This is a genomic window from Serratia sp. CY31944, assembly GCF_052169175.1.
Lineage (GTDB): Bacteria > Pseudomonadota > Gammaproteobacteria > Enterobacterales > Enterobacteriaceae > Serratia > Serratia sarumanii.
Genome location: NZ_JBJNLG010000015.1, coordinates 138326 through 150382, shown reverse-complemented (window position 1 = coordinate 150382; position 12057 = coordinate 138326). Strand labels below are relative to the sequence as shown.

General features: G+C 60.7%; 10 protein-coding genes. 3 read left to right on the top strand and 7 right to left on the bottom strand.

Going from position 1 to position 12057, the window contains the following annotated elements:
- Positions 1-243: 243 nt before the first annotated feature.
- Positions 244-933 carry a FadR/GntR family transcriptional regulator gene (locus tag ACJ8IN_RS16550; RefSeq protein WP_033653941.1) on the top strand — a complete coding sequence of 230 codons (690 nt, stop codon included), beginning with the start codon at positions 244-246 and terminating at the stop codon, positions 931-933.
- A gap of 67 nt (positions 934-1000) precedes the next feature.
- Complete coding sequence (mdtD, locus tag ACJ8IN_RS16545) at positions 1001-2416, top strand: multidrug transporter subunit MdtD (RefSeq protein ID WP_025160302.1); 1416 nt, start codon at positions 1001-1003, stop codon at positions 2414-2416.
- Here the strand turns inward: mdtD and rbsR are convergent.
- The 7 genes from rbsR to kup form a co-directional block, all read right to left on the bottom strand.
- Positions 2413-3414 (bottom strand): ribose operon transcriptional repressor RbsR, encoded by a 1002-nt coding sequence (gene rbsR, locus ACJ8IN_RS16540; RefSeq protein ID WP_025160301.1) that lies wholly within the window; start codon positions 3412-3414, stop codon positions 2413-2415. The genes mdtD and rbsR overlap by 4 nt on opposite strands.
- A 4-nt stretch (positions 3415-3418) precedes the next feature.
- Positions 3419-4345 (bottom strand): ribokinase, encoded by a 927-nt coding sequence (gene rbsK / locus ACJ8IN_RS16535; RefSeq protein ID WP_033649572.1) that lies wholly within the window; start codon positions 4343-4345, stop codon positions 3419-3421.
- A gap of 61 nt (positions 4346-4406) precedes the next feature.
- Positions 4407-5294, bottom strand: a complete 888-nt coding sequence (gene rbsB / locus ACJ8IN_RS16530) for a ribose ABC transporter substrate-binding protein RbsB (RefSeq protein WP_033638632.1) — start codon at positions 5292-5294, stop codon at positions 4407-4409.
- A 24-nt stretch (positions 5295-5318) separates the two neighbouring features.
- Positions 5319-6287 carry a ribose ABC transporter permease gene (gene rbsC / locus ACJ8IN_RS16525; RefSeq protein ID WP_019455467.1) on the bottom strand — a complete coding sequence of 323 codons (969 nt, stop codon included), beginning with the start codon at positions 6285-6287 and terminating at the stop codon, positions 5319-5321.
- A 6-nt stretch (positions 6288-6293) separates the two neighbouring features.
- A complete protein-coding gene (gene rbsA / locus ACJ8IN_RS16520) occupies positions 6294-7799 on the bottom strand; it encodes a ribose ABC transporter ATP-binding protein RbsA (RefSeq protein ID WP_033636505.1) in 1506 nt (501 codons plus the stop codon).
- A gap of 7 nt (positions 7800-7806) precedes the next feature.
- Positions 7807-8226 carry a D-ribose pyranase gene (rbsD, locus tag ACJ8IN_RS16515; RefSeq protein ID WP_197847025.1) on the bottom strand — a complete coding sequence of 140 codons (420 nt, stop codon included), beginning with the start codon at positions 8224-8226 and terminating at the stop codon, positions 7807-7809.
- Between the two features lie 170 nt (positions 8227-8396).
- On the bottom strand, positions 8397-10265 hold the full coding sequence (gene kup / locus ACJ8IN_RS16510) for a low affinity potassium transporter Kup (protein WP_308325323.1): 1869 nt from the start codon (positions 10263-10265) through the stop codon (positions 8397-8399).
- 283 nt (positions 10266-10548) lie between these two features.
- Here kup and ravA point away from each other — a divergent pair, with 283 nt between their 5' ends.
- The gene (gene ravA, locus ACJ8IN_RS16505) at positions 10549-12057 is read left to right on the top strand and encodes an ATPase RavA (protein WP_087762477.1); all 1509 of its coding nucleotides are present in this window, start codon (positions 10549-10551) and stop codon (positions 12055-12057) included.

Genomic DNA, 12057 nt, shown 5'->3' with positions numbered 1-12057 from the left:
TTTCGCTGTCTTCTCGCTGACCCGGCGGCTTGTCAGTCGTTGTTCCCGGTCAGTGGAGGCGCATTATAGGGAGTTCTCGGCAGGCCGCAACCCCTAAATGCAAAAAACTTTTCAAGCGCGCTTTTTTTCAACAAAAGGGCGAAAAAGCGACGAATTTATGTCACTTTTTCAGGCAAACAGCCATAAAAGCTGGCGATCACTGGAGTAAAATAGAAATAACGATGTCAGTAAGGACCCGCAGCCATGCCGTTAAATGCACAACAACAGGCCGCCCAACGCAATCTTTCTTATCTGCTTGCAGAGAAACTTGGCCAACAAATTCTGGCGGGCGATTATCAGGCCGGCAGCATCCTGCCCGGTGAAATGGAACTGGGCGAGCAATTCGGCGTCAGCCGCACCGCAGTACGCGAAGCGGTAAAGATGTTAGCCGCCAAAGGCATGTTGCTACCGCGCCCGCGCATCGGCACCCGCGTGATGCCGCAGAGCCAATGGAATTTCCTCGATCAGGATTTACTGACCTGGTGGATGACGCGGGAAAACTTCGATCAGGTGATGCAACACTTCCTTATCCTGCGTACCTCGCTGGAGCCGCAGGCCTGCGCGTTGGCGGCAAACCACGCCAGCCCGCAGCAAACCAAGCTGCTGGCGGAGCTGATGGCGGAAATGCGCGCGCTGCATACCCAGTTTGATCGCGAGCGTTGGATCCAGGTCGATACCCAATTCCACCAGCTCATCTACGAAGCCAGCGGCAACCCGTTCCTGACCTCGTTCGCCAACCTGTTCAGTTCGGTGTACCAAAGCTACTTCCGCGCCATCACCGGCAATGAAGTGATCAAGCTGCGCCATCATCAGGCTATCGTCGATGCGATACTCGCCGGAGACAGCGCCGGCGCGCTCGTCGCCTGCCAGATACTGCTGAAAGAGAAAGACTAGACACGCTCCCCGCTTATATATAGAAGAAAGAGACGAGGGACAGACGACCATTTAACCAGGACCGACCATGACCCAATCCGCGCGCAGTATGGCAGGACTTCCGTGGATCGCCGCAATGGCGTTCTTTATGCAGGCGCTGGACGCCACTATCCTCAATACCGCGCTGCCGGCGATCGCCCAAAGTCTGGGGCGTTCGCCGCTGGCGATGCAATCGGCCGTCATCAGCTACACGCTGACGGTGGCGATGCTGATCCCGGTCAGCGGCTGGCTGGCGGACCGCTTCGGCACCCGGCGCGTGTTCATCTTCGCCGTCACGTTATTCACCCTCGGCTCGCTGCTGTGCGCTCTGTCCCCTACGCTGAGCGCGCTGGTAGCCTCTCGCGTGCTGCAGGGCATCGGCGGCGCGATGATGATGCCGGTCGCGCGATTGGCGCTACTGCGCGCCTACCCACGCAGCGAACTGCTGCCGGTGCTGAACTTCGTCACCATGCCCGGCCTGGTCGGGCCGATTCTGGGGCCGCTGCTGGGCGGCTGGCTGGTCACCTACGCCACCTGGCACTGGATTTTCCTGATCAATATCCCTATCGGCCTGCTCGGCATCTTCTATGCGCGTAAATACATGCCGGACTTCACCACGCCCAAGCGCCGCTTCGACTTCCTTGGCTTTATGCTGTTCGGCCTGAGCCTGGTGCTGATTTCTACCGGGCTGGAGCTGTTTGGCGAGCGGGTGCTGGCGAGCTACGTTTCGCTGGGCATTCTGCTCAGCGGCTTCGTGATGCTGTTCGGCTACATCGCGCACGCACGCCGTCATCCTCAGCCGCTGATCGGTCTCGACCTGTTCAAAACCCGCACTTTCTCGGTCGGCATCGCCGGCAACGTCGCCTCCAGGCTGGGCACCGGCTGCGTGCCGTTTTTAATGCCGCTCATGCTACAGGTGGGATTCGGCTATACGGCGATCGTCGCCGGCTGCATGATGGCGCCAACCGCCATCGGCTCGCTGATGGCGAAATCCACCGTCACTCAGGTGCTGCGCTGGTTCGGCTACCGAAAAACGCTGGTCGGCATCACCGTCATCATCGGGGTGCTGATCGCCCAGTTCGCCCTGCAAAGCCCGGGCATGCCGCTGTGGCTGATGATCCTGCCGCTGTTCGTGCTGGGTATGGCGATGTCCACCCAGTTCACCGCCATGAACACCATCAGCCTGGCGGATTTGAACGACGCCAACGCCAGCGCCGGCAACAGCGTCCTGGCGGTCACCCAGCAGCTGTCCATCAGCTTCGGCGTGGCGATCAGCGCGGCGGTGCTGCGTTTTTACGAATCTCTGTCGTTAGGCACCATGATCGACCACTTCCATTACACCTTTATCACCATGGGGATCGTCACCGTAGCGTCGGCGCTGGTGTTTATGTTGCTGAGAAGGAAGGATGGCCGCAATTTGATCAGCGGCCAGGAAAGCAAGAAAGAAGCGAAGGCGGCGAGTTAACGGCGGCCCACCGAGGCGCGTTCCACCAGCTCGGGCGTCAGCACCAGCACCTGGGGGGCGCGCTCCGGGTTTTGCAGGCGATTGATCAGAGCATCGATCGCCAGTTCGCCCAGCGAATCCTTCGGCTGATGAATGGTGCTCAGCGGCGGCGCCAGATAGCGCGCCAGCTCAATGTCATCGTAGCCCATCACCGCCATATCCTGCGGCACGGAGAGCCCGGCCTGATACAGCGCCTGATAAACGCCCACCGCCACAGCGTCGTTGCCGGCGAACACCGCATGCGGCGGCTCGTCCAGCGCCAGCAGTTGGCGCATGGCGTTCACGCCGCCCTCAAACTCAAAATCGCAATGCACTTCATACCCTGGCGGAACCGGCAATCCGGCGCGCCGCATCGCGTTGCGATAGCCTTCCAGCCGGTGACGGGCGGTGGTTTTATCCTGCGGGCCGGCGATGCAGGCGATTTTGCGGTAGCCGCGGGCGATCAGATGATCGGTCGCCATCTCGCCGCCCAGCAGCGAGTTATCCTGAATAATGTCGTTGGCGCCCTCGAACGGCGCCCAGTCCATCATCACGATCGGCAATGACGGGTAGCGGCTCAGGGCATCTTGCGATGGCCGGTGGTTTTCGGTGCACATCAGCAGCAAACCGTCGACGCGCTTTTGCAGCAGCGTCTCCATGCTGCGGTTCATGCGCGCGGCGTCTTCTTCGGTATTGCACAGGATTAAACTGTAGCCGCGTTCATAGCAGCTGCGCTCCACGCCGCGCACCACTTCGGCATAAAACGGGTTGTTGCTGGCGGTCACCAGCATGCCGATGGTGCGCGTCTGATTGAGCTTCAGGCTGCGCGCCAGCGCGGAAGGCGCATAGTTCAGCTGTTCTACGGCCGCCATGACCTTGTCGCGCACGCTGTCGCTGACAAAGCGATTGTTGTTGACCACATGCGAAACGGTAGAGGTTGAAACGCCCGCCAGGCGGGCGACATCTTTCATGGTGGCCAAAGGATCACCCCTGCTGCTGCAAGAAGGCGTCGATATCTTCACGCCACGGCACCGAAGGCTGCGCGCCAGGGCGGGTCACGGCGATCGCCGCCGCCGCATGGGCGAAACGCACCGCGTCGGCCATGGCCTTGCCTTCCAACAGGGCAGTGACCAGCGCACCGTTAAAGGTATCGCCGGCGGCGATAGTATCCACCGCTTGCACCTTGAAGCCGGGCACCCGTTTGCCGTTGCCGTTTTCGCTCAGCCACACGCCGCGGCTGCCGAGGGTGATAATCACCGTCGCGATGCCTTTGTCGTGCAGCGCCTGCGCCGCGCGCGCCGCATCGGCGTCGTTGTCCACGGCGATGCCGGTCAGGCGCTGGGCTTCGGTTTCATTCGGGGTGATCATATCGATCATGCCCAGCAGCTCGTCCGGCAGCTCACGCGCCGGGGCCGGGTTGAGGATCACCTGCGTGTGATGCTGCTTCGCCAGGCGGGCGGCGGCGATCACCGTCTCCAGCGGCGACTCCAGCTGCATCAGCAACGCGTCGGCATCGATCACTTTTTGTTGGTAGCGCGCCAGGTAATCCGGCGTCACCGCGGCGTTGGCGCCGGCATCGATGCCAATCACGTTCTCGCCTTCGGCGTTGACGAAGATCAGCGCCACGCCGGTGGTGCTGTCGGCGATGGCTTCAATCGGTTGGGTATCAATGCGATCGCTCGCCAGCTGCCGGCGGACACGTTCGCCAATGTCGTCGGCGCCCACGCAGGCGATAAAGGCGATCTCCGCCCCGCTGCGCCCGGCCGCCACCGCCTGATTCGCGCCCTTGCCGCCAAACGCCACCTTATACTGTTTCCCGATCACCGTTTCGCCCGGGTGGGGGAAGTGTTCAATATTGAGGATATGGTCGGCATTGATGCTGCCAAGAACCACCAGCTTACCTGTTTCCATCGCATTGATTCCTGAATTGCGCGCCATCGTAAACACCCCGTTCCGATGGCGCTGGTATGACTTATTTAGTGACCAGTTTCAAATCGACCGGGATGGTCGCCGGCACTTTTTCGCCTTTCAGCACTTTATCGGCGGTTTCCACACCGATCACGCCGATCTGATCGGGACGCTGCGCCACGGTCGCCGCCAGCTTGCCGCCTTCAACCGCTTTCACGCCGTCGGCGGTGCCGTCGAAGCCTACCACGATCACGTCGGTTTTACCGGCGGTTTGCAGCGCGCGCAGCGCACCCAGCGCCATTTCATCGTTCTGGGCGAACACCGCCTGCACGTCCGGGTGCGCGGTCAGCAGGTTCTGCATCACGTTCAGGCCCTTGGTGCGATCGAAATCGGCCGGCTGGCTGGCCAACAGTTTGAATTTATTCTGATCCAGCGACTGCTTGAAGCCTTCACCGCGTTCACGCGCGGCGGAAGTGCCGGCGATGCCTTCCAGCTGAATCACCTTGGCATCGGCGCCTACTTTCTTGGCGATGAAGTCGCCGGCCATTTTACCGCCCACGCGGTTGTCCGAAGCGATGTGGCTTACCACCTCGCCCTTGCTCGCCACGCGATCCAGCGTGATGACCGGGATCTTAGCCTGGTTGGCCATCTTGATGGCGTTGCCCACCGCATCGGAGTCGGTCGGGTTGATCAGCAGCAGCTTGGGCGCGCGCACCATCAGATCCTGCACGTTGGCCAGCTCTTTCGCCGGGTTGTTCTGGGAATCCAGCACCACCAGGTTGTAGCCCAGCTTGTTGGCCTCTTGCTGCGCGCCATCCTTCATTGAGACGAAGAACGGGTTGTTGAGGGTGGACACCACCAGCGCGATGGTGTCTTTGGCCATGGCATTGGCGCTCAGGGTGGCGCTCAGCGCGATGGCGGAGGCTAAGGTTGCCAGTTTTTTCATTTTCATCATCGTGATTCCTGTAGGGGGAGGTTACTTGTTGCTTTTGTTATCTACCAGAACCGCCAGCAGTATCACCACTGCCTTCACGATCATTTGGTAGTAGGAAGAAACACCCAGTAAATTCAGGCCGTTGTTCAGGAAGCCGAGGATCAGCGCCCCGATCAGCGTGCCGACGATGCGGCCCTTGCCGCCGGCCAGGCTGGTGCCGCCCAGCACCACGGCGGCGATGGCGTCCAGCTCATAGCCGGTGCCGGCGGTCGGCTGCGCCGACGACAGGCGCGCCACTTCGATCACCCCGGCCAGCGCCGCCAGCAGGCCGCACAGCGAGTAGACGATAATCTTCACCTTATCGACGCTGATGCCGGACAGGCGGGTTGCCGCTTCATTGCCGCCCAGGGCATAAATATAGCGGCCCAGGCGCGTGTGGTGCAGCATATACCAGGCGGCGATGAACACGATTGCCATGATCCAGATCGGCGTAGGCACGCCCAGCGGGCGGCCGATGCCGAACCAGCCGAAGGTGTCGGCCACGTCGGTGAAACCGGTGTTGACCGGGCTGCCGTTGGTGTACACCATGGTGACGCCGCGCAGCAGCAGCATCATCACCAGCGTGGCGATAAAGGCCTGCACTTTGCCTTTGGCGACGATCACCCCGGTGCAGGCGCCAACCGCGGCGCCCAGCGCCAATGCCGCCGCCACCGCCACCAGCGCGTTGACCTCAAAGCCGACGATCGACGCCGCCACCGCGCCGGTCAGCGCCAGCAGCGATCCCACCGACAGATCGATGCCGGACGTAAGGATCACCAGCGTCATCCCCACCGCCATGATGGCGTTCACCGAGGTTTGCTGCAGAATATTGAACAGATTGTTCAGGGTGAAGAAGTTCGGGCTCATGGAAGAGACCACGGCGATCAGCACCAGCAGCGCAATCAACGACTTCTGCTCTAACAGCCACTCTTTACTGAACCAGCGCTTGGCTGCGATAGTCTGGGAACTCATATCTGATTACTCCTGCTTTACGCCGTATTGCTTGCCGACGGCTGCCGCCATCAACGCTTCCTGGGTGGCCTGTTCAATCGGGAACTCGCCGCTGAGATGCCCTTCGTGCATCACCAGAATGCGATCGCTCATGCCCATCACCTCCGGCATCTCCGAAGACACCAGAATGATGCTCAGCCCTTCCTGCTTGAACTGGTTGATTAACTGATAGATCTCTTTTTTGGCGCCGACGTCGACGCCGCGCGTCGGCTCATCGAGGATCAGCACCTTCGGCCGGGTCATCAGGCCGCGGGCGATCGCCACTTTTTGCTGATTGCCGCCGGAAAGCAGACCGATCGGCTGCTCCATCGACGGCGTTTTGATATTGAACAGCCGGATGAAATCCCCCACCGCCTGCCGCTCGTCGGCCTGTTTCAGGCTGCCGTCGGCGCGGCTGAAGTAGCGCAGCGCGGTCAGCGACATGTTTTCCTTCACCGACATGCCCAGCACCAGGCCGTCGCGCTTGCGGTCTTCCGAGATATAGACGATGCCGTTCGCCAACCCGTCCTGCGGCGAATGGGTGACCACCTCGCGGCCATCCAGGCTGACGGTGCCGGCCTTGCGCGGCGCGGCGCCGTACAGGATCTTCATCAGTTCGGTGCGCCCGGCGCCCATCAGCCCGGCCACGCCGAGGATCTCGCCGCGATACAGCGTAAAACTGACGTCCTCAACGCCGGGGCCGGAAAGGTGGCTGACTTCCAGCCGTTTTTCCCCGCGCGGCAAATCAAGGCGCGGGTATTGTTCTTCCAGCTTGCGGCCGACCATCATCTCAATCAGCGAATCTTCCTGCAGCTCGCTCACCGGCCGCTCGGCGATAAACTGCCCGTCGCGGAACACGGTCACGTCGTCGCAGATTTCAAAAATCTCTTTCAGGCGGTGCGAGATATAAACGATGCCGCGCCCTTCGGCCTTCAGCTCGTTGATCACCTTGAACAGCGAGGCGGTTTCGGTGTCGGTCAGCGCGTCGGTCGGTTCGTCCATGATGATCACTTTCGATTCGAAGCTCAGCACCTTGGCAATCTCCACCATCTGCTGATCGCCGATCGACAGCTCGCCCACCAGCCGGTGGCTGCTGTAGCGCAGGTTGAGGCGCGCCAGCAAGCGATCGGCCTCGGCGTACATACGCTTCCAGTCAATGCGGCCGAAACGGTTGACGAACTCGCGGCCGAGGAAGATGTTTTCCGCAATCGTCAGCTGCGGGATCAGATTCAGCTCCTGATGGATAATGCCGATGCCCGCTTCCTGCGAATCTTTAGGCCCGTTGAACGCCACCTCGTTACCGAGAAAATACTGGCTGCCGGCGTCTTTCTGGTAGATGCCGGTCAGCACTTTCATCATGGTGGACTTCCCGGCGCCGTTTTCCCCCACCAGCGCCATCACCTTGCCGGGATAAACGCTGAGGGCGGCGCCGGAAAGCGCCTTCACGCCGGGAAAGGCTTTATCAATCCCTTTCAGTTGCAGTAAAGGTTGCATAAACGCCTCAGAAAGTTACGCCGGCGCACAGGATCAGGTTCGCGTAAGGCGAACACTCCCCGCTGCGGATCACCGCCCGGCTGTGCTCGGTTTGCGCTTTAAACGCCTGATGGCTGATATAACGCACGCTGATGGTATTGCCCTGGCGTTGGCCCAGTGCGGTCAATTCAGCCAACAGTGCCTCGTGGAGCGACGGATTCTGTTTCACGATCTCTTCCGCCAGGATGGCGCTTTCTACCTGCATCTCTTGCGTGACCGCCGTGAACACCTGCATGAAGGTCGGCACGCCCTGCGTCAGCGCCAGATCGATGCGCTGCGTCGCCGCCGGTATCGGCAGGCCCGCGTCGCACAGGGTGAGCTGGTCGGTATGCCCCAGCCGGGCAATCACGGCAGACACGTCGGAATTCAGTAATACGCCTTTTTTCATCTTCTCACTCCGCTAGCGAAACGTTTCGCTCTCTGGGGGAGTTTAAAAAAACGGCAGGGGAAGGCAACCGGGACAATGCAGAAGTGTGATCGCTATCGAAACGTTTCGTTCACGCACGGACAATGCGCAAACAAAAGGGGCTCAGCCATGCTGAGCCCCTGTCAGGCGGGTTAGATCTCGACCTGCGTGCCGAGCTCGATGACCCGGTTCGGCGGGATCTCAAACTGATCCGGCGCGCGCAGCGCGTTGCGGCTCAGGGCGACGAACAGCTTGCCGCGCAGGTAGAGGTACCACGGCCGCTTGGTGAGGATCAGCGATTCATGGGACATGAAGAACGAGGTCTCCGACATGCGGCACGGCAACCCTTCCAGCCCGCAGCGGTGGAATACCTCCTCGACGTTCGGCGTTTCCCGCCAGCCGTAGCTGGCCACTACCCGCCAGAAGGTCGGCGACAGCTGTTCGATGGTCACCCGGCGCACGTTGTGCACGTAAGGCGCATCCTCGGTGCGCAGCGTCAGCAGCACCACGCGCTCATGCAGCACCTTGTTGTGCTTCAGGTTGTGCAGCAGCGCAAAAGGAATGACGTTAGTGGCGCGCGACAGGAACACCGCGGTACCCGGCACCCGCACCGGCGGCGATTTCTCCAGCGAGGCGATCATCGCCTCCAGCGAGTTGCCGTGTTCATGCAGGCGGCGCAGCAGGCGGAAGCGCTCGCTCTTCCAGGTGGTCATAATGATAAACATCACCAGCGCCAAGGTCAGCGGCAACCAGCCGCCGGAGAACAGCTTCAGGGCGTTGGCGGAGAACATCGGCACGTCGATGATCAGCAAGATGGCAGCGATGCCGAGCGCCAGGAAGCGATTCCAGTGCCAGTTGTTGATCGCCACCGAGGTGACCAGAATGCTGGTCAGCACCATGGTGCCGGTGACGGCGATGCCGTACGCCGCCGCCAGGTTGCTGGAGTGTTCGAAACCGACAATCACCAGCACCACCGAGATGTACAGCGTCCAGTTGATCACCGGAATGTAGATCTGGCCGGATTCCATTTCCGAGGTGTGAATAATGCGCATCGGCGACAGATAGCCCAGGCGCACCGCCTGGCGGGTCAGCGAGAAGACGCCGGAAATTACCGCCTGCGAGGCGATAACCGTCGCCAGGGTCGCCAGAATCAGCAGCGGGATCAGCGCCCAGTCGGGCGCCAACAGGAAGAACGGGTTTTTGATCGCCTCTGGGTTTTTCAGCAGCAGCGCGCCCTGGCCGAAGTAGTTGAGCACCAGCGAAGGCAGCACCACGGTGAACCAGGCCAGGCGAATCGGGAACTTGCCGAAGTGCCCCATATCGGCATACAGCGCCTCGACGCCGGTGATCGACAACACCACCGCCCCCAGCGCGAAGAACGACACCTTCTTATATTCCATGAAGAAGTTGAGCGCCCATTTGGGATTCAGCGCCTGCAGCACTTCCGGGTTCGAAATGATGCTGCGCGCGCCCAGCACCGCCAACACGATGAACCACAGCAGCATCACCGGAGCGAACAGCTTGCCGACGCTGCCGGTACCGTGCTTTTGAATGGCGAACAGCAGCGTGAGTACCAGAATGGAGAGCGGCACGATATAGGCGTCAAGCGCAGGCGCGGCGATTTCCAGCCCCTCGATCGCCGACATCACCGAGATAGCCGGGGTGATCACCACCTCGCCATAGAAGAAGCTGCCGCCGATCAGGCCCAGTATCACCAGCACCGCGGTGGTGCGCGCCGAGGTGTTGCGCCCGGCCAGCGACATCAGCGTCAGGATACCGCCCTCGCCGGCGTTGTCCGCGCGCATCACGTAGGTGAGATATTTGAGGGAAACGATCACGATCAGCATCCAGAAAATCAGCGACAGGAAGCCGAAAACCACGTCTGGACGAACATCGAAGCCGTAATGGCCGGAGAAACACTCTCTCAGCGTATAGAGAGGGCTGGTGCCGATATCACCGTAGACCACGCCGATGGCCGCCAGGGTTACCGCCGATAAGGACTGCTTATGCTCTGCGCTCATAATTCGTTTCTTTATCAGAACATCCGTTAGCGATGCATCCGCATCAGGCAAAATACGGGCTCAAAGATCCGTCACGCCCACCAGAAAGCCGCACAGTATGCACCATTTATACGCCTTGCCTACCCTTATATCAGAGCCGAAAAATAAACAAAATGTGAACCGGATATCCGACACAGCTTAGAAAAATATTACTAATCAATAAGCTATACCACTAAAAATAATGGTGGTTTATCATCGGATTATCGACCAAGATTGGCTAACTCTCGGACAATGCGACAATTATATGACGCCATCATCCCTTCTGGCAGAACGAATTTCCCGCCTCAGCAGCGCGCTGGAGAGCGGTCTTTATGAGCGGCAAGAAGCGATCCGCCTGTGCCTGCTCGCGGCGCTGAGCGGCGAAAGCGTATTCCTGCTCGGCCCGCCCGGCATCGCCAAGAGCCTGATCGCGCGCCGGCTGAAGTTTGCCTTCCGCAACGCCCGTTCCTTTGAATACCTGATGACGCGATTTTCCACGCCGGAAGAGGTCTTCGGCCCGCTCTCTATTCAGGCGCTGAAAGATGAAGGGCGCTATCAGCGCCTGACAACCGGCTACCTGCCGGAAGCGGAGATCGTGTTTCTGGACGAAATCTGGAAGGCCGGCCCGGCGATCCTCAACACCCTGCTGACGGCGATCAACGAACGGCGCTTTCGCAACGGCAACAGCGAAGAACCGATCCCGCTGCGCCTGCTGGTCACCGCCTCCAACGAACTGCCCGAAGCAGACAACAGCCTCGAAGCCCTGTATGACCGCATGCTGATCCGCCTGTGGCTGGACAAGGTGCAGGATAAACAGAATTTCCGCTCGCTGCTGGTCAACCGCCAGAACGAAAGCCAAAACCCGGTGCCGGCGGCGCTGAGCGTCAGCGACGAAGAGTTTCTGCAGTGGCAACCGCAGATCGACAAGGTGGCGCTGCCGGAAGCCTGCTTTGAACTGATTTTCCAGCTGCGCCAGCGGCTGGACGCGCTGGAACAGGCGCCGTACGTCTCCGACCGACGCTGGAAAAAGGCCCTGCGCCTGCTGCAGGCCTGCGCCTTCTTCAGCGGGCGCGACGCCATCGCCCCGCTCGACCTGATGCTGCTGAAAGACTGCCTGTGGCACGATCTCACCTCGCTGAAACTGCTGCAACAGCAGATCGATCAGCTGCTGACCGAATCGGCCTATCAGCAGCAGTCGATGTTGATCCAACTGCAACAAATCCACACCCGCTGGCTGCAGGATCAGCAACAACAAAGCGACCGGCAGGCCATCAGCCTGGTGAAAAAGGGCGGCATGTTCAGCCGCAAACCGCAATACGCGCCGGCCACGCCGTTCGCCGGCGGCACTCTCACTCTGCTGCTGCAAAAACCGCTGCAGCTGCATGACATTCAGGTCAACCATCTGAGCATCGAAAGCAGCGTGCTGGACAACTGGCTGCAAAAAGGCGGCGACGTGCGCGCCAAGCTGAACGGCATCGGCTTCGCGCAGCCGATCGATTTGGAGGTCGACGACCAACTGCACCTGACGGTGCTGGACGTCAGCCGCCAGCCGTCGCTGCTGGCGCTGCCAGGCAAACAGGCCACCGCCACGCCGCAGGCGCTGCTGGACGAAATGGACGCGTTGGCCCAACGCCTGGCGGAGCAGCGCCGCGCCTTCAGCCAACATCAGCCCTGTCTGTTCACACCCGCCGCCGGCCTGGCCAAGATCGAAGCCAGTCTGCTGCAGGTGGCGGAGCAGGTTAAACAGCAACTGCAGCAAATGCGCGGCCAGTAA

Bases quoted from the DNA above. Each gene is read 5' to 3' on its own strand.
- ACJ8IN_RS16550 (WP_033653941.1), top strand. From the start codon at position 244: ATGCCGTTAAATGCACAACAACAGGCCGCCCAACGCAATCTTTCTTAT.
- mdtD (WP_025160302.1), top strand. From the start codon at position 1,001: ATGACCCAATCCGCGCGCAGTATGGCAGGACTTCCGTGGATCGCCGCA.
- rbsK (WP_033649572.1), bottom strand. From the start codon at position 4,345: ATGGAAACAGGTAAGCTGGTGGTTCTTGGCAGCATCAATGCCGACCAT.
- rbsB (WP_033638632.1), bottom strand. From the start codon at position 5,294: ATGAAAATGAAAAAACTGGCAACCTTAGCCTCCGCCATCGCGCTGAGC.
- rbsC (WP_019455467.1), bottom strand. From the start codon at position 6,287: ATGAGTTCCCAGACTATCGCAGCCAAGCGCTGGTTCAGTAAAGAGTGG.
- rbsA (WP_033636505.1), bottom strand. From the start codon at position 7,799: ATGCAACCTTTACTGCAACTGAAAGGGATTGATAAAGCCTTTCCCGGC.
- rbsD (WP_197847025.1), bottom strand. From the start codon at position 8,226: ATGAAAAAAGGCGTATTACTGAATTCCGACGTGTCTGCCGTGATTGCC.
- kup (WP_308325323.1), bottom strand. From the start codon at position 10,265: ATGAGCGCAGAGCATAAGCAGTCCTTATCGGCGGTAACCCTGGCGGCC.
- ravA (WP_087762477.1), top strand. From the start codon at position 10,549: ATGACGCCATCATCCCTTCTGGCAGAACGAATTTCCCGCCTCAGCAGC.